15 protein-coding genes are annotated in these 21,194 nt (G+C 70.8%); 7 read left to right on the top strand and 8 right to left on the bottom strand.

What is annotated here, in order from left to right; genetic code table 11:
- Positions 1-99 precede the first annotated feature (99 nt).
- Positions 100-792 carry a TetR/AcrR family transcriptional regulator gene (locus OHA30_RS10870; RefSeq protein ID WP_328913613.1) on the top strand — a complete coding sequence of 231 codons (693 nt, stop codon included), beginning with the start codon at positions 100-102 and terminating at the stop codon, positions 790-792.
- A gap of 52 nt (positions 793-844) precedes the next feature.
- Here the strand turns inward: OHA30_RS10870 and OHA30_RS10875 are convergent, their stop codons facing one another.
- The 7 genes from OHA30_RS10875 to OHA30_RS10905 all read right to left on the bottom strand — a co-directional run bounded on the left by OHA30_RS10875 (position 845) and on the right by OHA30_RS10905 (position 10,206).
- On the bottom strand, positions 845-1,627 hold the full coding sequence (locus OHA30_RS10875) for a DedA family protein (protein WP_328913614.1): 783 nt from the start codon (positions 1,625-1,627) through the stop codon (positions 845-847).
- Between the two features lie 233 nt (positions 1,628-1,860).
- Positions 1,861-2,610: an SDR family NAD(P)-dependent oxidoreductase gene (locus OHA30_RS10880; RefSeq protein WP_328913615.1), complete on the bottom strand. Its 750-nt coding sequence runs from the start codon at positions 2,608-2,610 to the stop codon at positions 1,861-1,863.
- Positions 2,611-3,065: 455 nt separating this feature from the next.
- The gene (locus tag OHA30_RS10885) at positions 3,066-4,355 is read right to left on the bottom strand and encodes a citrate synthase (RefSeq protein WP_328913616.1); all 1,290 of its coding nucleotides are present in this window, start codon (positions 4,353-4,355) and stop codon (positions 3,066-3,068) included.
- A gap of 124 nt (positions 4,356-4,479) precedes the next feature.
- Positions 4,480-6,699 (bottom strand): SF1B family DNA helicase RecD2, encoded by a 2,220-nt coding sequence (gene recD2 / locus OHA30_RS10890; protein ID WP_328913617.1) that lies wholly within the window; start codon positions 6,697-6,699, stop codon positions 4,480-4,482.
- A 302-nt stretch (positions 6,700-7,001) separates the two neighbouring features.
- Positions 7,002-7,862, bottom strand: a complete 861-nt coding sequence (locus OHA30_RS10895; protein WP_328917818.1) for a sugar phosphate isomerase/epimerase family protein — start codon at positions 7,860-7,862, stop codon at positions 7,002-7,004.
- A gap of 41 nt (positions 7,863-7,903) precedes the next feature.
- The gene (locus OHA30_RS10900; protein WP_328913618.1) at positions 7,904-9,058 is read right to left on the bottom strand and encodes a dihydrodipicolinate synthase family protein; all 1,155 of its coding nucleotides are present in this window, start codon (positions 9,056-9,058) and stop codon (positions 7,904-7,906) included.
- Positions 9,055-10,206 (bottom strand): Gfo/Idh/MocA family protein, encoded by a 1,152-nt coding sequence (locus OHA30_RS10905; protein ID WP_328913619.1) that lies wholly within the window; start codon positions 10,204-10,206, stop codon positions 9,055-9,057. Before OHA30_RS10905 ends, OHA30_RS10900 begins: the two co-directional genes overlap by 4 nt.
- A gap of 273 nt (positions 10,207-10,479) precedes the next feature.
- On the opposite strand from OHA30_RS10905, the gene OHA30_RS10910 reads away from it, so the two are divergent.
- The 6 genes from OHA30_RS10910 to OHA30_RS10935 all read left to right on the top strand — a co-directional run bounded on the left by OHA30_RS10910 (position 10,480) and on the right by OHA30_RS10935 (position 17,272).
- Entirely contained in the window at positions 10,480-11,568 is a 1,089-nt protein-coding gene (locus OHA30_RS10910) for a LacI family DNA-binding transcriptional regulator (protein ID WP_328913620.1), read from the top strand.
- A 90-nt stretch (positions 11,569-11,658) separates the two neighbouring features.
- The gene (locus tag OHA30_RS10915; protein ID WP_328913621.1) at positions 11,659-12,579 is read left to right on the top strand and encodes a bifunctional helix-turn-helix transcriptional regulator/GNAT family N-acetyltransferase; all 921 of its coding nucleotides are present in this window, start codon (positions 11,659-11,661) and stop codon (positions 12,577-12,579) included.
- 302 nt (positions 12,580-12,881) lie between these two features.
- Positions 12,882-13,679 carry a sugar phosphate isomerase/epimerase family protein gene (locus OHA30_RS10920; protein ID WP_328913622.1) on the top strand — a complete coding sequence of 266 codons (798 nt, stop codon included), beginning with the start codon at positions 12,882-12,884 and terminating at the stop codon, positions 13,677-13,679.
- 47 nt (positions 13,680-13,726) lie between these two features.
- Complete coding sequence (locus tag OHA30_RS10925; RefSeq protein WP_328913623.1) at positions 13,727-14,647, top strand: LysR family transcriptional regulator; 921 nt, start codon at positions 13,727-13,729, stop codon at positions 14,645-14,647.
- 94 nt (positions 14,648-14,741) lie between these two features.
- Complete coding sequence (locus tag OHA30_RS10930) at positions 14,742-15,290, top strand: hypothetical protein (protein WP_328913624.1); 549 nt, start codon at positions 14,742-14,744, stop codon at positions 15,288-15,290.
- Positions 15,291-15,448: 158 nt separating this feature from the next.
- Positions 15,449-17,272, top strand: coding sequence for a glycoside hydrolase family 3 protein (locus tag OHA30_RS10935; protein ID WP_328913625.1), 1,824 nt, complete (start codon positions 15,449-15,451; stop codon positions 17,270-17,272).
- 33 nt (positions 17,273-17,305) lie between these two features.
- Here OHA30_RS10935 and OHA30_RS10940 read toward each other — a convergent pair whose 3' ends face one another.
- Complete coding sequence (locus OHA30_RS10940) at positions 17,306-21,193, bottom strand: ABC transporter ATP-binding protein (protein WP_328913626.1); 3,888 nt, start codon at positions 21,191-21,193, stop codon at positions 17,306-17,308.
- Position 21,194 lies beyond the last annotated feature (1 nt).

Genomic DNA, 21,194 nt, shown 5'->3' on the forward strand with positions numbered 1-21,194 from the left:
CTGGTAAGCACGACGTAGAATCGAAACACGAACGATCACTCGCGTTTTCAAGAATGCGAGTGACCTCTCGTGTTTGTCAATCCTCCCTGGGGGTCACACGTGTCCGAGGCGGACGAGAAGCCACGCCGCCGCCAGGCCCGCGGCGAGCGGCGCATCACGCAGTTGCTGCAAGCGGCCGCCAAGGTGTTCTGCGCGCTGGGCTACACCGCGTCCAGCACGAACGCCATCGCACGTGAGGCGGGCGTGTCACCTGGGACGCTCTACCAGTTCTTCCCGAACAAGGAGGCCATCGCCGTCGAGCTGAGCGGGCAGCTGATCCGCGAGATGGAGGCGGCGCACGGCGCGGTCTTCGCCGCGGAGAACGCCCGACTGCCGCTGGACCGGCTGATCGACGCGGTGACCGACCCGTTCATCGAGTTCATCAGCGCCAATCCGGCCTTCCTCGCGCTGATCAAGGGCCCGGACGCACCCGGCAAGGTCACGGAGGACCACGACGTGCTCCACGCGTCCCTGCTGGGCCGCGTCACCGAACTGCTGGCGGTCCGCAAACCGTCGATGTCCGCCACCGAGCGGTCGCTCGTGGCCCAGATGTCGTTCGCGATGTTCAAGGCCGGCCTCGACCTCGTCGTGCAGCACGAGGGCGCGGAGCACGAGGCCTATGTGCGGGAGCTGAAAAGCATGCTCTACCGCTATCTGGTGCCTTACCTCGGCACCGGTCCGGTGGCGGAGGACGGGAGCGAGATCGGCCGGGAGAAGGGCGACAAGCCTGTCGTGGAGGGCGCAGCGCGCTGAGCAGCGGCGGAAGAACGGTCACCCGGGCCGACCGGTCGTGACCGAAGGCGGACTACTTCCCACCCATCAACGGGCAGTCGTGTGAGTCCGCGCTCTTGCGCGGATCCGAGGACGGCACCCCGCCGTCCGCCACGGACACCGTCGCCCCGGACTCGCCGGCGAGGGAGGTGGCCACCACGGCGGAGGGGCGCGCGATCTCGCCCGCCGCCACCGTCCGCCGCCTGTCCCTGCTCCGCGATATCCACTGGGCCACAGTGCCGATACCGGCCACCACCAGCGAGATCCCGAGACCCAGCGTGAGCGCGTAGAACGAGTTCGAAGCCGCCCGGCCACTGACATACCCCGCGCCGACGGAGTAGGAGGCCCAGACCACCTCCGCCACGCCCGCGCCGGCGGCGTACCGCCGGGCCGGATACCGCACGACGCCTGCCGCGAGTCCGCCGATCACCCGGCCGCTCGGCAGGAACCGAATTCCTATGACAAACGGCACCCCATGTCGCTGTATGCGCAGAGCGGCCCATTTCAGCAAAGCGGCCTGACGGGGACGGCGTCGCATCCGGGCCAGCACCCGTCCGCTGAGCGCGCGGCCGAGCCGGTGGATCAGCATGTCGCCAAGGACCGCGCTTCCCGCCACCACCAGGAGGACCAGGGCCAGGTCCAGCCGCCCCTCCGCGGCCATCACGCCACCCGTGACGAGCAGCACTGCGTTGGGCACGAGCGGCGGGGCCGTCGTCGCGGCCAGCACCGCGTACGCCCAGATGACGTGTCCACCTCGCAGGTGCTCGACGAGACCGGAGGTGAAGTCAAGTGACGACACATTCAGTGCAACGTCCATCCCGCCGCCCCTCTTCCCGCCCCGGACATCAAAACTGACAGCGTTCAACGGGGGCGGCAAGGGGATTTCACACGTATGGGGGAATTCTCCGGGCGTTCACAAGAAACCTCGTCCTGACGGGCAGGACAGGTACACCGCCGGGAGTAGCGAAGGGGCTCCAAAGCCTCTCGGACTCCCGCCGCGGCCGGGCCCCGGTCATCCGCCGTCCCGGCCGCGGCGGCCGGGACTTCGGCTCAGCGACCGAGGAGTTCCCCGCCGTTGCACTGCAGGATCTCGCCGGTGATGAAGCCCGCCTCGGGCGATGCGAGGAAGAGCACGGCGGCCGCCACATCGTCGGGGCGGCCGACCCGGCCCACCAGGGTGCGGCCGGCCCTCCGGGTCAATTCCGCCTCATTGAGCCGCGAACCGAAGAACTCGGTGCCCGCCACAGTCCCGGGGGCCACGATGTTGCAGGTCACGCCCTGGGGGCCGAGCTGCGCCGCCAGCGAGTGGTTCCAGGCGTGCAGGGCGGCCTTGGAGGCACCGTAGGAGCCTCCGCCACGCAGGGCCGCAACCGACGTCACGGTCACCACCCGGCCGCCGTCGGGGGTGAGGCGGTCCTTGAGGGACTCGGTCAGCAGAACGGCCGTCAGCACGTTCCGCTCGAAGTCGCCACGCCAGCGGGCCAGCACCCCACGCGACCCCGGGCCGACGGCCGGCTCCCGGCTGCCCGCGCTGTTGACCAGGACATCGACCCGGGCGGGCAGATACGGCAGGGCCGCCTCCACGTCGTCGGGGTCGGCCAGGTCGCAGACGACCGGCGTGACGTCCAGACCGCGCTCGGTCCTGAGATTCTCCGCGGCGCTGTGCAGCACCTCGCGACGCCGGCCGACGATCGTGACACGATGGCCGTCTCGGGCGAACAGGGTCGAGATGGCCAGTCCGATGCCCGTGCCCCCGCCGGTCACCACGATATTGCGGACCACTGTCCCGTTCTCTGCCATGTGCCTCCGCCCCTCAAGAAGAGACAGCACGCTACGGGATCGCTCCCACGGGGCCGCGAGCGGGGTAGCCTGCGAAAACGCCGTACTTTTAGAGACCTAGATCACATGACTTGGAACGTAACCATTACGGTGGTTCGTGGGTCTTATGTCTTGAGCACCGCGCTCCCGGCGGAGCCGGTGGGAGATTGCGGTACGGTCCGTCTTGGGGGACGGGCCGCAGTCGCGTCGCCGGGGCGACGCCCGGGGAGCTTGAGCGGCCCTCCCGGGCCCTCCGCCCCGGCCAGCGCGGCCGCCGAAAGACGCCCGGTACGGACCCGTGGGGGGATCCGCTCCGGGAGACGGGAGCGCCCCGTGCCGGACCCGTGGGGGGATCCGTCGCGGGGCGCTTCTTCACAGGGCGCGAGCCGTCGGCCGGGTGCCCGGACTTCCGGGACACCCCGCCGTGCGGACTCGGTTCAGCGGCCCTCGACCGGCACGTAGTCGCGCGTGACGACACCGGTGTAGATCTGCCGCGGACGGCCGATACGGGAACCGGGCTCCTTGATCATCTCGTGCCACTGGGCGATCCAGCCGGGCAGTCGGCCCAGTGCGAACAGCACGGTGAACATGCTGGTCGGGAAGCCCATCGCGCGGTAGATCAGACCGGTGTAGAAGTCCACGTTCGGGTAGAGCTTGCGCGACACGAAGTAGTCGTCGCTGAGCGCATGCTCCTCCAGCTTGAGCGCGATGTCGAGCAGCTCGTCGGACTTGCCGAGCGCCGACAGGACGTCGTGCGCCGCCGACTTGATGATCTTCGCCCGGGGGTCGAAGTTCTTGTAGACGCGGTGCCCGAAGCCCATGAGCTTCACGCCGTCTTCCTTGTTCTTCACCTTGCGGATGAAGGAGTCGACGTCGCCGCCGTCCGCCTGGATGCCCTCCAGCATCTCCAGCACCGACTGGTTGGCGCCGCCGTGCAGCGGACCCCACAGCGCGCTGATACCGGCCGAGATCGAGGCGAACTGGTTCGCCTGCGACGAACCGACCAGCCGTACGGTCGACGTCGAGCAGTTCTGCTCGTGGTCCGCGTGCAGGATGAGCAGCTTGTCCAGCGCGCTGACGACCACCGGGTCGAGCTCGTACTCCTCGGCCGGTACCGAGAAGGTCATCCGCAGGAAGTTCTCGACGTAGCCGAGGTCGTTGCGCGGGTAGACCACCGGCTGACCGACGGACTTCTTGTACGCGTACGCCGCGATGGTCGGCAGCTTGGCGAGCAGCCGGATCGTGGACAGGTGGCGCTGCTCGGGGTCGAACGGGTTGTGGCTGTCCTGGTAGAACGTCGACAGCGCGCTGACCACGGACGACAGCATCGCCATCGGATGGGCGTCGCGCGGGAAGCCGTCGTAGAACCGTTTGACGTCCTCGTGCAGCAGGGTGTGCTGCGTGATCTCACCCTTGAATTCCGCAAGCTGGTCGACAGTCGGAAGCTCACCGTTGATCAGCAGGTAGGCGGTCTCCAGGAACGTACCGCGCTCGGCGATCTGCTCGATCGGGTATCCGCGGTAGCGCAGGATGCCCTGCTCACCGTCGAGAAAGGTGATCGCGGACTTGTAGGCCGCGGTGTTGCCGTAACCGCTGTCCAGGGTGACCAGACCGGTGTCGGCGCGCAGCTTGGCGATGTCGAAGCCGTTGTCGCCGACGGTGCTGTTTACAACCGGGTAGCGGTACTCGTTGTTCTCGTACCGCAGTACTACAGAGTTGTCGCTCACGTCATTCCCTCACCGACGGTGTTGCCTCTTCTTCGAGGTGCCCTGACTACGTCCACTGTCCCCCATTTGGCACGCGTGCGTGCACTCGGGGTCGGCCATCGGGCCGAAAAGTGGCACGGAGTGCCTATTTTGCGCCCTGGGACAGCCGATGGTCGAGAGCCGTGAAGCGTCTTCCGGCGGAAACCGTGCGTACCGCCTGCCCGATCGCACGGCGCGAGCCGACCAGTACGACCAGCTTCTTTGCCCTGGTGACAGCGGTGTAGAGCAGGTTGCGCTGGAGCATCATCCAGGCGCCCGTGGTGACGGGGATCACTACCGCCGGATACTCGCTGCCCTGCGAACGGTGGATCGTCACCGCGTAGGCATGGGTCAGCTCGTCCAGCTCGTCGAAGTCGTAGCCGACCTCCTCGTCCTCGTCGGTGCGCACGGTCAGCCGCTGCTCGACGGTGTCGAGTGCGGTGACCACGCCGACCGTGCCGTTGAAGACGCCGTTGGCGCCCTTGTCATAGTTGTTTCTGATCTGGGTGACCTTGTCCCCCACCCGGAAGGTACGGCCGCCGAACCTGCGCTCGGGCAGATCGGGGCGTGCGGGGGTGACGGCCTGCTGAAGCAGCCCGTTCAGCACTCCGGCCCCGGCCGGACCCCGGTGCATCGGAGCCAGGACCTGCACGTCCCGCCGCGGGTCGAGACCGAACCTGGCCGGAATCCGCCGGGCCACCACGTCCACCGTGAGCCGACCCGCCTCCTCCGAGTCCTCCTCGGCGAAGAGGAAGAAGTCGGGCAGCCCCTGGGTGATGGGCGGCACGCCGGAGTTGATCCGGTGCGCGTTGGTCACCACGCCGGACTGCTGGGCCTGCCGGAAGATCCGGGTGAGCCGTACCGCGGGGACCGGGCTGCCCGGTGCGAGCAGGTCCCGCAGCACCTCACCCGCGCCCACGCTCGGCAGCTGGTCGACGTCCCCGACGAACAGCAGATGGGCGCCCGGTGGCACCGCCTTGGCCAGCTTGTTCGCGAGCAGCAGGTCGAGCATTGACGCCTCGTCGACCACCACCAGATCCGCGTCCAGCGGCCGGTCCTTGTCGTACGCCGCGTCACCGCCCGGCTTGAGCTCCAGCAGCCGGTGCACGGTGGACGCTTCGGCGCCGGTCAGCTCGGCCAGCCGCTTGGCCGCGCGGCCGGTCGGAGCGGCGAGCACCACCTTGGCCTTCTTCGCCCGGGCGAGGGCGACCACCGAACGCACGGTGAAGGACTTGCCGCAGCCCGGTCCGCCGGTGAGCACGGCGACCTTCTCGGTGAGCGCCAGCCGTACCGCCTGCTGCTGCTCGGGCGCGAGGTCGGTTCCCGTGGTGCCCGCGAGCCAGGTCAGCGCCTTGTCCCAGTCCACGTCCCGGAAGGCGGGCAGCCGATCCTCCGGGCCACGCAGCAGGCGCAGCAGTTGGGCGGCGAGCGAGATCTCCGCGCGGTGGAACGGCACCAGGTAGACGGCCTTCACGGGCTCGCCGTCGCCGTCGGGCGCCGGTACGTTCTCGCGGACGACGCCTTCCTCGTCGGCGAGTTCGCCCAGACACTCGATGACCAGGCCGGTGTCCACCTGAAGGAGTTTCACCGAGTCGGAGATGAGCCGTTCCTGGGGCAGGAAGCAGTTGCCGCTGTCGGTGGCCTGCGAAAGGGCGTACTGGAGCCCCGCCTTGACCCGCTCCGGGCTGTCGTGCGGTATGCCGACCGCCTGGGCCAGCCGGTCCGCGGTCAGGAAGCCGATCCCCCAGACCTCGGCGGCCAGCCGGTACGGCTGGTTCTTCACCACGGAGATCGAGGCGTCCCCGTAACTCTTGTAGATCCGCACGGCGATGGACGTGGACACGCCCACTCCCTGCAGAAAGATCATCACCTCCTTGATCGCTTTTTGTTCCTCCCACGCGGCGGCTATCAGCTTTGTCCGCTTGGGGCCGAGGCCGGGCACCTCGACAAGCCGTTTGGGCTCGCTCTCGATGACGTCCAGCGTGCTGGTGCCGAAGTGCTCGACGATGCGCTCGGCGATCCGCGGGCCGATGCCCTTGATCAGCCCCGATCCCAGGTAGCGGCGGATCCCCTGGATCGTGGCCGGCAGGACAGTCGTGTAGTTCTCCACCGTGAACTGCTTGCCGTACTGCGGGTGCGATCCCCAACGGCCGTGCATCCGCAGGGATTCACCCGGCTGAGCGCCGAGCAGCGCGCCGACGACCGTCAGCAGGTCCTCCGAGCCGCGGCCGGTGTCGACCCGCGCGACCGTGTAGCCGTTGTCCTCGTTGGCATACGTGATCCGTTCCAGGACGCCTTCCAGCACGGCAAGTCCCGTCTCCCCCATGCCCGGCCTCCCTTCCCGGCTTCCGCGGTGATCTGTTCCGAAGGTACCCGCAGACACGGACAGCGCGCTGAGCCGACGCCGTCCGCCTGTGGACAACTCGTTCCGCGCGCCCGCCAGGGCAGACGAAAGGGGTCCGGCACGAGGCCGGACCCCTTTCGCGTTCCCCCCACTACCCCCGAAGCCCCCCTCGGGCGTACCTACCCTCTTGGCTCCTCGAACCCCTCCCAGGAGCCGTGATGCCATGTACGACACGCCGTCGCCCGGAAGGGTTGTACTACGGGCGCCGAATTTCTCAAGATCTTTTAAAGGACGTGCCGCCGGTACCGGTCGGCGATCTCGGCGACCACCTCGCCGCCGTCCCGGGCCCACAACGCCGGGCTGAAGATCTCCACCTCCACCGCGCCGCGATAGCCCGCCGCGTCGACCCGCTCGCGGAAGCCGCGAAGGTCCACACATCCGTCGCCGAGCTGTCCACGGCCCAGCAGCACGCCTTCGGGCAGCGGCGTCACCCAGTCGGCCACTTGGAAGGCGGCGATCCGTCCGCCGGCTCCCGCCCGAGCGATGCCGGCGGGCGCGAGGTCGTCCCACCACAGGTGGTAGGTGTCCACGACGACGCCGACCCGGTCCGGGGGGAAGCATTCGGCGATGTCCAGGGCCTGGCCGAGAGTGGAGATCACGCACCGGTCGGAGGCGTACATCGGATGCAGTGGTTCGATCGCGAGACGCACCCCGCGTTCGGCCGCGTACGGCGCCAGGGTTCCGATCGCCTCCGCGACCCGCTCCCTGGCCGCAGCGATGTCACGGTCGCCTTCGGGCAGGCCCCCGGAGACCAGAACGAGCGTGCCGGTCCCCAGGCCGGCCGCCTCGTCGATCGCCGCCCGGTTGTCGTCCAGCGCCCGCGCGCGGAGCCCGGGGTCGGCCACGGTGAAGAAGCCGCCGCGGCACAGTGATGTGACGGTGAGCCCGCTGTCCCGCATCAGCCGCGCGGCACGCTCGACGCCGTACTCCTGGACCGGGGCCCGCCACAGCCCGACCGAGGTGACCCCGGCAGCCGCGCAGCCCTCGGCGAGTTCGGGCAGGGACCACTGCTTGACGGTCTCCTGGTTGATGCTGAGCCGGGCGAAGTCAGGGGGTGTTCCGGCGGCTCCGGCGTCCTCGGTCATGGCGTCCCGGGTCGCGGGGCTTTGGCTCTTGGGCGCGTGGGTCATGCGTCGACTCCGTACACGGCGAGCAGATGGCGCATCCGGGCCTCGGCGAGCGCCGGATCGGGGAACAGGCCGATACGGTCCGCGAGTTCGTACGCGCGCGCCAGATGCGGCAGCGAACGCGCCGATTGCAGACCGCCCACCATGGTGAAGTGCGACTGGTGACCGGCCAGCCAGGCCAGCAGCACGACACCGGTCTTGTAGAAGCGGGTCGGTGGGCAGAACAGGTGCCGGGACAGTTCGACGGTGGGGTCCAGGACGCGGCGGAATCCCGCGGCGTCTCCCGTGTCGAGGAGGCTGACAGCCGCCGCCGCCAGGGGCGCGAGCGGGTCGAAGATACCGAGCAGGGCATGGCTGAAGCCGCGCTCGTCACCCTCGATCAGCTCGGGGTAGTGGAAGTCGTCGCCGGTGTAGCAGCGGACCCCGGCGGGCAGGCGGCGGCGAAGCTCGACCTCGCGCTCCGCGTCCAGCAGCGAGATCTTGACACCGTCGACCTTGTCCGGATGGGCGGCGATCACGTCGAGGAAGGTCTCGGTCGCCGTGTCGAGGTCGCCGCTGCCCCAGTACCCCTCCAGGGCCGGGTCGAACATCGGACCGAGCCAGTGCAGGATCACCCGGTCGGAGGACTGCCGCAGTAGGTGCCCGTACACCTCCAGGTAGTCGTCCGGGCCCTTGGCGACGGCAGCCAGCGCGCGGGACGCCATCAGGACGGCCTGGGACCCGGCAGCTTCCACAAGCGCCAACTGCTCCTCGTAGGCGGCTGTGACCTCCGCGAGCGTGGCCGCCGGACCGGTCAGCTGGTCGGTGCCGACACCGCACGCGATCCGCCCCCCGACGGAGCTCGCCTCGGCCGAGGACCTGCGGATCAGTTCGGCGGCCCCGGCCCAGTCCAGGCCCATGCCGCGCTGGGCGGTGTCCATCGCCTCGGCCACGCCGAGCCCGTGGGCCCACAGATGACGGCGGAAGGCGAGGGTGGCGTCCCAGTCGACGGCCACCGGGGCGTCGGCCGCGGTCCGCAGCGGATCGGCCACGACATGCGCGGCCGAGTACACCACCCGGCTGCGCAGCGGCGGATTCGCCGCAAAGGAGGCGGACTCCGAACGCGGCACATAGGGATGCGATTCGCCCGACGCGCCGGGCAGCAGGATGGTCACAGCGACAGCTCCGGCACATCGATGCGGCGGCCCTCCGCCGAGGACTTCAGACCGAGTTCGGCGAGCTGCACCCCACGAGCTCCGGCCAGAAGGTCCCAGCGCCAGGGCTCGTCCAGCGCCACATGCCGGAGGAACAGCTCCCACTGCGCCTTGAAGCCGTTGTCGAACTCGGCGTTGTCGGGGACCTCCTGCCACTGGTCGCGGAAGGGCTCGGTGACGGGCAGATCCGGATTCCACACCGGTTTGGGGGTGGTGGAGCGGTGCTGGGCCCGGCAGTTGCGCAGCCCGGCGACCGCGGAGCCGTGGGTGCCGTCGACCTGGAACTCCACCAGTTCGTCGCGATTGACGCGAACGGCCCAGGACGAGTTGATCTGCGCCACGGCGCCGCTGTCCAGTTCGAAGATCCCGTAGGCGGCGTCGTCCGCCGTGGCGTCGTACGGCTTGCCCTGCTCGTCCCAGCGCTGCGGAATGTGGGTGGCGGTGAGCGCCTGCACGCTGCGGACCCGGCCGAACAGCTCGTGGAGCACGTATTCCCAGTGCGGGAACATGTCGGCCACGATGCCGCCGCCGTCCTGCGCCCGGTAGTTCCACGAAGGGCGCTGGGCGCTCTGCCAATCGCCCTCGAAGACCCAGTAGCCGAACTCGCCGCGCACGGACAGGATGCGGCCGAAGAAGCCGCCGTCGATCAGGCGGCGGAGCTTGACCAGGCCGGGCAGGAAGAGCTTGTCCTGCACCACACCGTGCTTGACGCCGGCCGCGGTGGCGAGCCGGGCGAGTTCCAGGGCGCCGTCCAGCGTGGTGCCGGTGGGCTTCTCGCAGTAGATGTGCTTGCCCGCCGCGATGGCCAGCCGGACCGCTGACTCCCGGGCCGAGGTGACCTGCGCGTCGAAGTAGATCTCGACGGACGGGTCGGCCAGCACGGAATCCAGATCGGTGGTCCAGCGCTCGATGCCGTGCCGCTCGGCGATGGCGCGCAGTGCGTGCTCGCGCCTGCCGACCAGGACAGGCTCGGGCCACAGCGTCGTGCCGTCACCGAGGTCGAGCCCGCCCTGTTCCCGCAGGCTCAGGACAGAACGGACCAGGTGCTGCCGGTATCCCATGCGTCCGGTGACGCCGTTCATGGCGATCCGCACTGTCCTGCGTGTCATAGGGCCCTCTCCCAGGTGAAGCGTTCGATGGCAGTCAGCGATCTTTAGCAAGCGCTTTCTTCCCTCTCACGCTAACCGCGAGAGGAGACTTCGGCAAGACACTGCCCGGGATGCGAGTGCAAGCGCTTTCTGCCATTTGATCCCCGCCTCCCGCATGCCGCCGTTCCCCCACTCGACCCCGAGGTGAGAGCATGTGCCGCGGCATGCGACGTCGCCCATCCGGCCCGACGCGCCGACAGCACGGCTCTTGTCGTAGAGGAGGACCGGACCGAGATGGCAGTGACTCTGGCCGATGTCGCGGCGCGCGCCGGGGTGTCGTCGGCGACCGTCTCCCGGGTCCTCAACGGCAACTACCCGGTGGCCGGGAGCACCAAGGAGCGCGTCCAACGGGCCGTGGAGGAGCTGGACTACGTCGTCAACGGACAGGCCCGCGCACTCGCCGCGGCCACCTCCGACCTCGTCGGCGTGCTGGTCAACGATGTCGCCGACCCGTTCTTCGGCCTCATCGCCAGCGCCCTGCAGGGCGAGATCGGCGCGGGAGGAGCCCGGCCGGGCGGCGGGAAGCTCGCCGTCGTCTGCAACACCGGCGGGTCGCCCGAGGCCGAACTCACCTATCTCACCCTCCTCGAACGCCAGCGCGCGGCGGGCGTGGTACTCACCGGCGGCGCCGTCGAGAGCGAGGAGCACACGGCGGCGGTCACGGCCCGGCTGGCCCGGCTGGCCGCTTCCGGCACCCGGATCGTGCTGTGCGGCCGCCCGCACCTGACGCTGCCGGATGCCTCGCTCGGGCTGATGACGGTCGCCTTCGACAACCGCGGGGGCGCGCGGCGGCTGACGGAACACCTGCTGTCGCTGGGGCATCGGCGGATCGGGTACGTGACCGGCCCGGTCGACCGCAGCACGACCCGGCACCGCCTCGAGGGCCACCGGGCGGCACTGGCCGCCCACGGCATGGGGCCGGACACGCGCGCGGGGGCGGACGCCGAGCGGCTGACGGTGCACGGCGGTTACGACCGGGCCTCGGGCTACGACGCCACGCTCGAACTGCTGCGCAGGGACCCGGAGGTGACGGCCGTCGTCGCCGCCAACGACACGGTGGCGCTCGGGGTGTGCGCGGCGCTGCGGGACCGTGGACTGAGTATTCCCGGCGATGTGTCGGTGGCCGGCTTCGACGATCTGCCGTTCAGCGTGGACGCCTCCCCGGCGCTCACCACGGTCCGCATTCCGTTGCAGGAGGCCGGGACACGGGCCGGGCGGCTCGTGATGGGCCGGCTCTCCCCACCGCCGGGCGGAGTCGCCACCGTCGCCACCGAACTGATGGTCCGGGGGTCCACCGCACCGCCGGCGACCAGCGGTTCCTGAAGTTATCCACAGGCCGGGAACGGGCTCTTCCGCCCTGTCGCACCGCGGGTCTACCTTTGACTCAGGCAAAGGAAATTCGGGAGGTGGGTCATGGCCGTACGGGAGATCCGCGAGTTCAACCGCTTTTACACCAATCTGATCGGCGCGCTCGACTACAGCCGCCACCTGCACACGCCGTTCACGCTGACCGAGGCACGGGTGCTGTACGAGTTGGCGCACGTGCCCCGCACCGACGCGGCGGATCTGCGGGTGGAGTTGTCGCTGGACGCGGGCCATCTCAGCCGGATGCTCGCGAAGTTCGAGGAGCAGCAGCTCGTCACGCGCGGGCCCTCCGCGCAGGACGCCAGGCGGCAGCGGATCGCGCTGACCACGCGTGGTCGGGAGGCCGCCTCGCTGCTGGAGGAGCGCTCCGAGGAAGCCGTGGGCGGTCTGCTCGGCCGGATACCGGCGGACGACCGGTCGCGTCTGACCGAGGCGATGCGTACCGTCCGCGAGATACTGCACGACGACGGACGGGCCGATGCCGTGCCGCGGGTCGTCCTGCGCGGCCCGCGCCCCGGCGACCTGGGCTGGGCCGTCGAGCGCAATGCCGAGGTCTACGCGACCGAGTTCGGCTGGAACGAGGAGTACGAGGCACTGGTCGCGCGCATCGTCGCGGACTTCGCCACCACCCGTGATCCGCGGCGCGAGGCCATGTGGGTTGCCGAACTCGACGGCCGAAGGGCCGGTTGTGTCTTCTGCGTGCGTGACGAGGCACCGGACACGGCACGGCTTCGGCTGCTGCTGGTCGATCCGGTGGCGCGGGGCCACGGCATAGGCGGGCGGCTGGTGGATTCCTGCGTCGAATTCGCCCGCAAGGCCGCCTACTCCGAACTCGTCCTGTGGACCAATGACGTACTGACCGACGCCCGCAGGATCTATCAGCGCGCGGGTTTCGAACTCGTCGCCGAGCGGCCGCATCACAGCTTCGGCCGGCAGCTCGTGGGCCAGGACTGGCGCCTGGTGCTGTAGGACACCTTGGCATTCGGCGCCAGGCGGCCCGGCTGCCGCACTCCTGACAGCCCGTCAGGCGTGGGGGCGGACATGCCCGGCTCTCTGCGCCGACTGGACGCACGCGCGGTACCCGCCGAACGGGTGGTGGACACCACCGGCCTTGTCGCGGCGGGAGAGCATCCGAGGGCGACACCCGGCTGGTGGCGCTGCGACCAGGCGTCGGCGCAGTTCCCCGAAGGGCGGAGGTGGCGCGTGAACAGGGCGCTGTCCGGGACCGATCCCGTTTGACCGGACTTCACCCGGTGCCTAGTGTCCGGCGAATGAAACTCGCCTTCTCCACTCTGGGAGTCCCCGCCCTGCCCATCGACCAGGTGGTACGGCTCGCCGCAGAGCACGGCTACCACGGCGTCGAACTGCGCGCGAGCGATGAGGAACCGGTGCACACCGGGCTGTCGGCCGGTGAACGGGCCCGTGTCGCCGGGCAGTTCGCCGAGGCCGGGATCGAGATCCTGGCAGTGGCCGCCTACGCCAAGGTGGCCGCGCCGGGGGACGACAACCCGGTCCTGGAAGAGGTCGGGGCGGCGATGACGCTCGCGGCCGACCTGGGAGCGTCCTTCGTCCGGGTCTTCCCCGGCGGCGGGGACGCGAGCCCGCAGGAGGCGGACGCCCGCGCCGCGCGCAGGCTCGCGGCGGTAGCACCCGTCGCCGACGACCTCGGGGTGCGGGTGCTGCTGGAGACGCACGACTCGCACCGGGGAGGCGCGGACGTGGCCCGGGTGCTGGGCACGGTGGGACATCGGGCCATCGGGGCGATCTGGGACGTGATGCACACCTGGCTGGCCGGGGAGCAGCCGTCGGTGACGTATCCGGTGCTCGCGCCCTACTTGGGCTATGTCCAGGTCAAGGACATCGCCTCGGCTGTCGACACCACCCCGCTGCCGCTGGGGGCGGGAGTGCTGCCACTCGCCGAGACGGTCGAGGTGCTCAGCAGGGCGGACTGGGACGGTTGGCTCTGCTGGGAGTACGAGAAGCGGTGGTTCGGCCAGGCCGCGGATCTGGCCGGGCTGCTGGGTCCGGCGCGGGAGCATCTGTCGCGGCTGCTCTCCGAGTCGGCCTGACAGACACGGAAGCGGGGAGGTACGGGAACGGACGAAAGGGGGGTCAGATGCTCGATCTGGGGCGGCTGAGGGCGCTGCACGCCGTGCACACCCACGGTTCGGTGGGCGCGGCGGCCGCGGCGCTCGGTTACACGCCGTCGGCGGTGTCCCAGCAGATCGCCAAGCTGGAGCGGGAGACCGGGACGGTGCTGCTGGAGCGTCAGGGACGCGGGGTGGCGCTCACCGACGCGGCGGAGCTGCTGGTCGCGACGGCGCAGCGGCTGATGGCGATCGTGGAGGCGGCCGAGGTCGCGCTGGAGGAGCAGCGCGGCCGGCCGACCGGGCGGTTGTCGGTGGCGGCCTTCCCGACCGCGGCCTGTGGGCTGCTTCCTCCGGTGCTGGCCTCACTGGCGGCCGCGTATCCGGCGCTGGACCTGCGGCTGACCGAGGTGGACTCCCATGTCTCGGTGGAGTTGGCGGCCCGCGGTGCCGTGGACCTGGCGGTGGCGCACGACTGGGACATCGCGCCGCTGCCCGCGCCGGAGGGGCTGGAGCGGGCGGTCATCGGGGACGACCGGTGCGATGTGCTGGTGCCCGTGGGCCATCCGCTGGCCGCACGGCAGTCGTTGGTGCGGGCCGATGTGGCGCGGGAGCGGTGGATCTGCCAGCCGTCCGGTTCGGTGTGCCACGAATGGCTGGTGCGGACACTGCGGGAGTCGGGCACGGAACCCGATCTGGCGTATCAGGTCGGCGAGTACCGCACCCAGGTGGCGCTGGTCCAGGCGGGGCTCGGTATCGCGCTGGTACCGCGGCTGGGACGCGGGCCGATACCCGAGGGAGTGAGCGTGGTGGCGCTGGAACCGGCGCCGGTACGGCGGCTGTACGCCTTGTGGCGCGCGGGCGCGTCACGCAGGCCGTCGATCGCGGTGGCCGTCGACACGCTGCGGGCGCACTGGCCGGCTGCGGTCCGATCGGGCGCGGACCGGTGATGATCAGGGCATGCGCCCACGATGTCCGCACCGCCGACGGTGGCCGGCCGGCCGCCGTACGGAACCGGTCCGTGGCGCGGCCCGTCCCATCGGCATGCTGACGGCGAAGCTGCGCGGAGTCCTCACGGCCACGGTGCTGGCCGTATCCCTGACCATGTTGACCGCTGCCTGCGGCCGGCAGCCGCACAGCGGCGGTCCCGGCATTCATCCAATAGACGGCACCTCGCCCGCGGTGGTGCTGGAACCGCCGGGCCCGGCCGGTTCCGACGGCAAGAAGGTCAGCGCCTGGGTGGCCTACTTCTCCTCCTCGGCGCGGGTTGTCGCGGGAGTGCACGAGGTACTGCGCGACCGAGGGGAACTCGACCGGTTCGTCGGCCGGGCCGCGCCGAACGATCCGAAGGCGGCGGCGGAGATCGTGGCCGCGAGCGGGACGACGAACTTCTCGCGCTACGTCCTGGTCGGCTGGACGGCGACGACCGGTTGCAGCGCCGCCACCAGCGCGACGCTGACCAGGTCGGGCGATGTGCTGAAAGTACGGGTCTCCCAGCCGGAGCCGCCGCCGGAGTGCCTGACGCCTTTTGTGGTGACGGTGGTGTTCGCGGAGCCCAAGGCGCTCATACCGGCCGACCCCGCGTTCGGCTGACGCGGCTTCATGGGGGGTGATCAGGACTGTTCGTGTTGTGAGGAGGGCGGGCGAAGGTGCGACCGGGTCATTGACGGCGGAAAGCTCCCGGTCGTCCGTGGACGTCCGGAGGCTTCTTCCGGATGTGTGCGCTCTCCTCCATCCGGAAGGAGTTCGTCATGCACCACCGCCCGTCCCGCCGTGCCGTCCTCACCGCTGCGGCGGCCACCTCCGCCGTGCTCGGCGCCGGGGTTCCCTCGGTCACCGCACGTAGTGCTTCCCTCAGTGCCCTCGACCGTCGGCGGATCGACACGCTGATCCGGCGGATGAGCCTGGAGGAGAAGATCGGCCAGTTGTTCGTGATGCGGGTGTACGGGGCCTCCGCCACCAGCCCGGACCCCGTCGACGCGGCCGCCAACCAGAGCGAGATCGGGGTCTCCGACGCCGACGAGCTCATCGCCAAGTACCACCTCGGCGGGATCATCTACTTCGCCTGGGCGCACAACACCCGGAGCCCGCACCAGATCGCCGACCTGTCCAACGGCATCCAGCGGGCCGGACTCTCGCACGGCACGCCCGTTCCGCTGCTGATCTCCACCGACCAGGAACAGGGCGCCGTCGAACGGATCGGCGCGCCCGCCACACTCTTCGCCGGAGGCATGGCGCTGGGCGCCGGCGGCAGCGCCCGGGACGCCCGCACCGCGGCCCGGATCATCGGCACCGAACTCGCCGCCATGGGCGTCAACCAGAACTACTCCCCCGTCTCCGACGTCAACATCAACCCGGCCAACCCGGTGATCGGCGTCCGCTCCTTCGGAGCCGATCCCGACGCGGTGGCCGCCCTCGCCGCCGCACAGGTCAAGGGCTACCAGGGCGCCGGAATCGCCGCCACGGCCAAGCACTTCCCCGGCCACGGCGACACCGATACCGACAGCCATCTCGGACTCCCCGTCATCCGGCACTCGCCGGAGCAGTGGGAACGGATCGACGCTCCGCCGTTCCGCGCCGCGATCGCGGCGGGCATCGACTCGATCATGACGGCGCACATCGTGGTCCCCGCGCTCGACGACTCCGGGGACCCGGCGACCCTCTCGCGCCCCATCCTCACCGGCGTCCTGCGCCAACAGCTCGGTTACGACGGCGTGGTGGTCACCGACTCGCTCGGCATGGCGGGTGTGCGCGAGAGGTACGGCGACGACCGGGTGCCGGTGCTCGCCCTGAAGGCGGGCGCGGACCAGTTGCTCAACCCGCCCCTGCTGGACGTCGCCTATCGTGGCGTGCTCGACGCGGTGAGATCCGGGGAGCTGACCGAGGAGCGGATCGCGGCCTCACTGACCCGGATTCTCGGACTGAAGCTGCGCAACGGCCTGTTCACGAACCCGTTCGTCACGCACGCGGGAGTGGAACGGGTGGTCGGCACCCGGACCCACCTCGCGGCCGCCGACCGGATCACCGACCGCGGTGTCACCCTGCTCTCCAACGACGCCCGGCTGCTGCCCTTCCCCCGGCGCTCCCGCCGAAGGCTCCTGGTGGTCGGCGCCGATCCGGCCTCCCCTTCCGGCACGGGCGGCCCGCCGACCACCGTCCTCGCGCGGGCGCTCACCGCCCTCGGCCACCCCGCGCAGGCGCTGTCCACGGGCACCGCTCCCGGCCGGGACCTCATCGACCAGGCGGTGGCCGCCGCCCGCGGCAAGGACGCCGTGGTCGTCACCACCTACGACGTGACCTCAGCCGCGCCCGAGCAGATCGCGCTCGTCACCGCTCTGGTGGCCGGCGGTGTCCCCGTCGTCCAGCTCGCGATCCGCAACCCGTACGACATCGCCCATCTTCCGCCCGTGGCCGCGTCGCTGGCGACCTACGGCTGGACCGATGTCTCGCTGCGGGCCGCCGCGCGGATCATCGCGGGCGCGGTGTCCCCGACCGGACGGCTGCCGGTCGCGGTCCCCCGCGCCGACGACCCGGCGACGGCCCTTTACCCGATCGGCCACGGACTGCGTTACTGAGCGCGGTGACCGGCGGACGCGGCCGACCGGGCGTCAGACCGTCGCCCGTACCTCGCCGGTGAAGGTCCGCCACAGCTCGGCGTACCGCCCGCCGCGTGCCAGCAGCGACTCGTGCGTACCGTCCTCCACGATGCGCCCGTGATCGAGCACCACGACCCGGTCGGCCCGGGCGGCGGTGCTCAGCCGGTGCGCGACGACCAGCGTCGTACGGCGGACGGCCAGCCGGTCCGCAGCCTGGTTGACCAGGGCCTCGCTCGCCAGGTCGAGAGCCGCGGTGGCCTCGTCCAGCAGCAGGATCGCGGGGTCCACCAGCTCGGCCCGGGCCAGCGCGATCAACTGCCGCTGTCCCGCCGACAGATTGCGGCCCCGTTCGGCGACCTCGTGCAGATAGCCGCCGTCCAGGGTCGCGATCATCGCGTCCGCGCCCACCGCCCGCGCGGCCGCCTCGACTTCGGCGTCGGTCGCGTCCATCCGCCCGTACGCGATGGCGTCGCGCACGGTGCCGGCGAACAGGTACGGCTCCTGGGGTACGACGCCGAGCTGACGGCGGTAGTCGGTCAGGTCGAGTTCGCGGATGTCGTCACCGTCCACCAGCACCGCGCCGTCGGTCGGGTCGTAGTACCGAGCGACCATCTTGACCAGCGTGGACTTGCCCGCGCCGGTCTCTCCGACGAAGGCGACCGTCTGCCCCGCGGGTATCCGCAGGTCGATACCGGCCAGCGCCTCGGCCCCCTCCGAGCCGCCGTAACGAAAGTGCAGGTCGCGGAAGACGATCTCGCCGCGCAGCCGTCCGACCGGGCGCGGGGAGACGGCGGCCGGGGTGGTGGTGGGCTCCCGCAGCAGTTCACGGATGCGGCCCAGCGACACGGTCGCCTGCTGATAGCCGTCGAAGACCTGCGAAAGCTGCTGAACGGGTGAGAAGAACAGGTCGATGTAGAGCAGATACGCCACCAGGGCGCCCGCAGTCAGGGTGCCCGCGCTCACCCGGTGCGCGCCGACGATCAGCACCAGGGCCGCGGCCGCGCTGGAGAGCAGTTGGACGAACGGGAAGTACACCGAGATCAGGAACTGTCCGCGGACCCGGGCCCGCCGGTAGTCGTCGCTGCGGCCCCGGAAGCGGTCGGCGCCGTGCTGCTCGCCGCGGAACGCCTGGACGACACGGAGTCCGGCGACGTGCTCCTGCAGGTCGGCGTTGACCACGGCGACCCGCTCACGGGCGAGTTCGTACGCCTTCACCGACTTGCGGCGGAAGATCCAGGTGCCGATCACCAGCAGCGGCAGCGTGGCGAAGACCATTACGGCGAGCTGGACGTCGATCGCGAGCAGCGCCACCAGGATGCCGATGAAGGAGAGGAGGCTGACCAGCGCGGTGACCAGCCCGGTCTGCAGGAACGTGGACAGGGCGTCCACATCGGTGGTCATCCGGGTCATGATGCGGCCGGACAGCTCGCGCTCGTAGTAGTCGAGGCCGAGCCGGTGCAGTTGGGCGAAGATCTTGACGCGCAGCGTGTACAGGACGCGTTCGCCGGTCCGGCCGGTGAGCACCGTCGAGCCCCACTCCGCCGCCCACTGGGCGATCACCAGGGCAAGGCCGAGCAGCGAGGCGGCCCAGACCGCGCCGAGCGCGGCCTGCCGCACCCCCGCGTCGATACCGTGCCTGATCAGCACCGGAAGCAGCAGTCCCGCGACGGCGTCGACCGCCACCAGCAGCAGACTGAGCGTCAGCGGCGTACGGAATCCGCGCAGCAGGCTGCCCAGCCCGAACGCGTGGTCGGCCGATCTGGCCCGCTCCTCGTCCACCTCCGGGGTGTCGAGCGCGGGCGGCAACGCGGCCACCTTGGCGAGCAGTTCCGGTGTCGCGGGCATACCGGCCAGTGCCCTTGCCATGCCGCCGGGGCCCGGCCCGCCGCGCGGCGCGACGGCCCCGACCTGCGTGCCCGGGACAGCGCCGCCCGGCTGCCCGGCGTCGGCCGTCCGCCGGTCCTCCGGCCACAGCTCCGCGGTGACGCCTCCGGTGTCCCCCGCCGGGTCCGCCGGGGTGTCCGCGGCCGCCACGGCCTCCTCCGCGTCCGCGATCAGGCGGTCGACGGCATCCGGGCCGTCCCCGGTACATCGCCCGTCGCGGACCGCGGCTCCGGCCGGGTCGAGTGCGCGCACGTCCGCGCCGAGGGCGTCCGGGTCGGTGAGCAGCGCCCGGTACAGCGGGCTGCGTGCCTCCAGTTCCTCGTGGGTGCCCACATCGGCCAGTCGTCCGGCGTCGAGGACCGCGATCCGGTCGGCGAGCGCCAGCGTCGAACGGCGGTGGGCGATGAGCAGTGTCGTACGGCCGCGCATCACCTGGCGCAAGGCGTCGAAGATCTCGGCCTCCACCCGGGCGTCGACCGCCGAGGTGGCGTCGTCGAGCAGCAGAAGCCGGGGGTCGGTGAGGATCGCCCGGGCCAGGGCGACCCGTTGGCGCTGGCCGCCGGAGAGCGTCAGACCCTGCTCGCCGACCACCGTCCCGTAGCCGTCGGGCAGGGCGGAGATGAAGCCGTGCGCCTGGGCCGCGCGGGTGGCGGCGAAGACCTCCTCGTCGGTGGCGTCCGGCTTCCCGTAGGCGATGTTGGCGCGCACGGTGTCGGAGAACAGGAAGCTGTCCTCGGGCACCATGCCGATCGCGGACCGCAGCGAGTCGAAGGTCAGCTCCCGTACGTCGGTGCCGCCGATGCGCACGGCTCCGCCGGTGACGTCGTACAGACGCGGCAGCAGCAGGGAGACGGTGGACTTGCCGGAGCCCGAGGCGCCGACGACCGCGACCTTCTCGCCGGGCGCGATGCTCAGGTCGAAGCCGTCCAGGACCGGGCGGTCCTCGCTGTACCCGAAGGTGACGTGGTCGAAGTCGACGGTGGCGGGCGCGCCCGCGGGCAGCGTCTTCGTGCCCTCTTCCAGGGTCGGTACGGTGTCGACGAGTTCGAGCACCCGCTCCACGCCGGCCCGGGCCTGCTGGCCGACGGTGAGCATCATGGTGAGCATCCGGACCGGGCCGGTGAGCTGCGCCAGGTAGGTGGAGAAGGCGACGAAGGTGCCGAGGGTGATCTGGCCGCGGGTGGCCATCCAGCCGCCGAGCGCCAGCATGCCGATCTGGCCGAAGGAGGGCACCGCCTGGAGGGCGGGCGTGTAGCGGGCGGTGAGCCGGATCGTGCGCAGCCGGCCCGCGAACAGCTTGCGGCTGACCGTCTCCAGCTTGGTCATCTCCTGCCGCTCCTGGCCGAAGCCCTTCACGACACGCACCCCGGTGACCGATCCGTCCACGATCCCGGCGACGGCCGCCGCCTGTCCCTGGGCGTACCAGGTGGCGGGGAAGAGCCGCTGACGTGAGCGGTTGGCGATGAACCACAGGGCGGGGGCGACCGCGAGGGCGACCAGGGTGAGCAGGGGTGAGAGCACCAGCATGACGACGAGCGAGAGCACGAAGAGCAGCAGGTTGCCGATCATGACCGGGAACATGAACAGCAGCCCCTGGATCAGCTGCAGGTCGCTGGTGGCCCGCCCGACGACCTGACCGGTGCTCAACTCGTCCTGGCGGCGGCCGTCGAGCCGCATGATCGAGCGGAACATGTCGTTGCGCAGGTCGTGCTGCACGTCGAGGGCGAGCCGCCCGCCGTAATAGCGCCGCACATAGGTCAGTACGTAGACCACGAGTGCGGCGGCGATCAGGGCGAACGCCCATGGGGCGAGCGGCTTGTCGTGCTTGACGATGACATCGTCGATGATCAGCTTGGGGACCAGCGGGACCAGGGCGGTGACCGCCATGCCGCCCAGGGACGCGCCGAGCGCCAGGCTCACATCGCGCCGGTACCTCCAGCAGTACGCCCCGATCCGCCGGAGCCACCCCCGCCCCGGGTCGTCCTTCACCGCCGTCACCGGTCTCGCCGTCGTCACG

It is taken from the genome of Streptomyces sp. NBC_00223, from assembly GCF_036199905.1.
Lineage (GTDB): Bacteria > Actinomycetota > Actinomycetes > Streptomycetales > Streptomycetaceae > Actinacidiphila.

Excerpts from the sequence above, each read along its gene's own strand:
- OHA30_RS10905 (WP_328913619.1), bottom strand. The coding sequence starts at position 10,206 with ATGACACGCAGGACAGTGCGGATCGCCATGAACGGCGTCACCGGACGC.
- OHA30_RS10930 (WP_328913624.1), top strand. The coding sequence starts at position 14,742 with ATGCTGACGGCGAAGCTGCGCGGAGTCCTCACGGCCACGGTGCTGGCC.
- OHA30_RS10875 (WP_328913614.1), bottom strand. The coding sequence starts at position 1,627 with ATGGACGTTGCACTGAATGTGTCGTCACTTGACTTCACCTCCGGTCTC.
- OHA30_RS10895 (WP_328917818.1), bottom strand. The coding sequence starts at position 7,862 with ATGACCGAGGACGCCGGAGCCGCCGGAACACCCCCTGACTTCGCCCGG.
- OHA30_RS10920 (WP_328913622.1), top strand. The coding sequence starts at position 12,882 with ATGAAACTCGCCTTCTCCACTCTGGGAGTCCCCGCCCTGCCCATCGAC.
- OHA30_RS10910 (WP_328913620.1), top strand. The coding sequence starts at position 10,480 with ATGGCAGTGACTCTGGCCGATGTCGCGGCGCGCGCCGGGGTGTCGTCG.
- OHA30_RS10935 (WP_328913625.1), top strand. The coding sequence starts at position 15,449 with ATGCACCACCGCCCGTCCCGCCGTGCCGTCCTCACCGCTGCGGCGGCC.
- OHA30_RS10880 (WP_328913615.1), bottom strand. The coding sequence starts at position 2,610 with ATGGCAGAGAACGGGACAGTGGTCCGCAATATCGTGGTGACCGGCGGG.
- OHA30_RS10915 (WP_328913621.1), top strand. The coding sequence starts at position 11,659 with ATGGCCGTACGGGAGATCCGCGAGTTCAACCGCTTTTACACCAATCTG.
- recD2 (WP_328913617.1), bottom strand. The coding sequence starts at position 6,699 with ATGGGGGAGACGGGACTTGCCGTGCTGGAAGGCGTCCTGGAACGGATC.
- OHA30_RS10925 (WP_328913623.1), top strand. The coding sequence starts at position 13,727 with ATGCTCGATCTGGGGCGGCTGAGGGCGCTGCACGCCGTGCACACCCAC.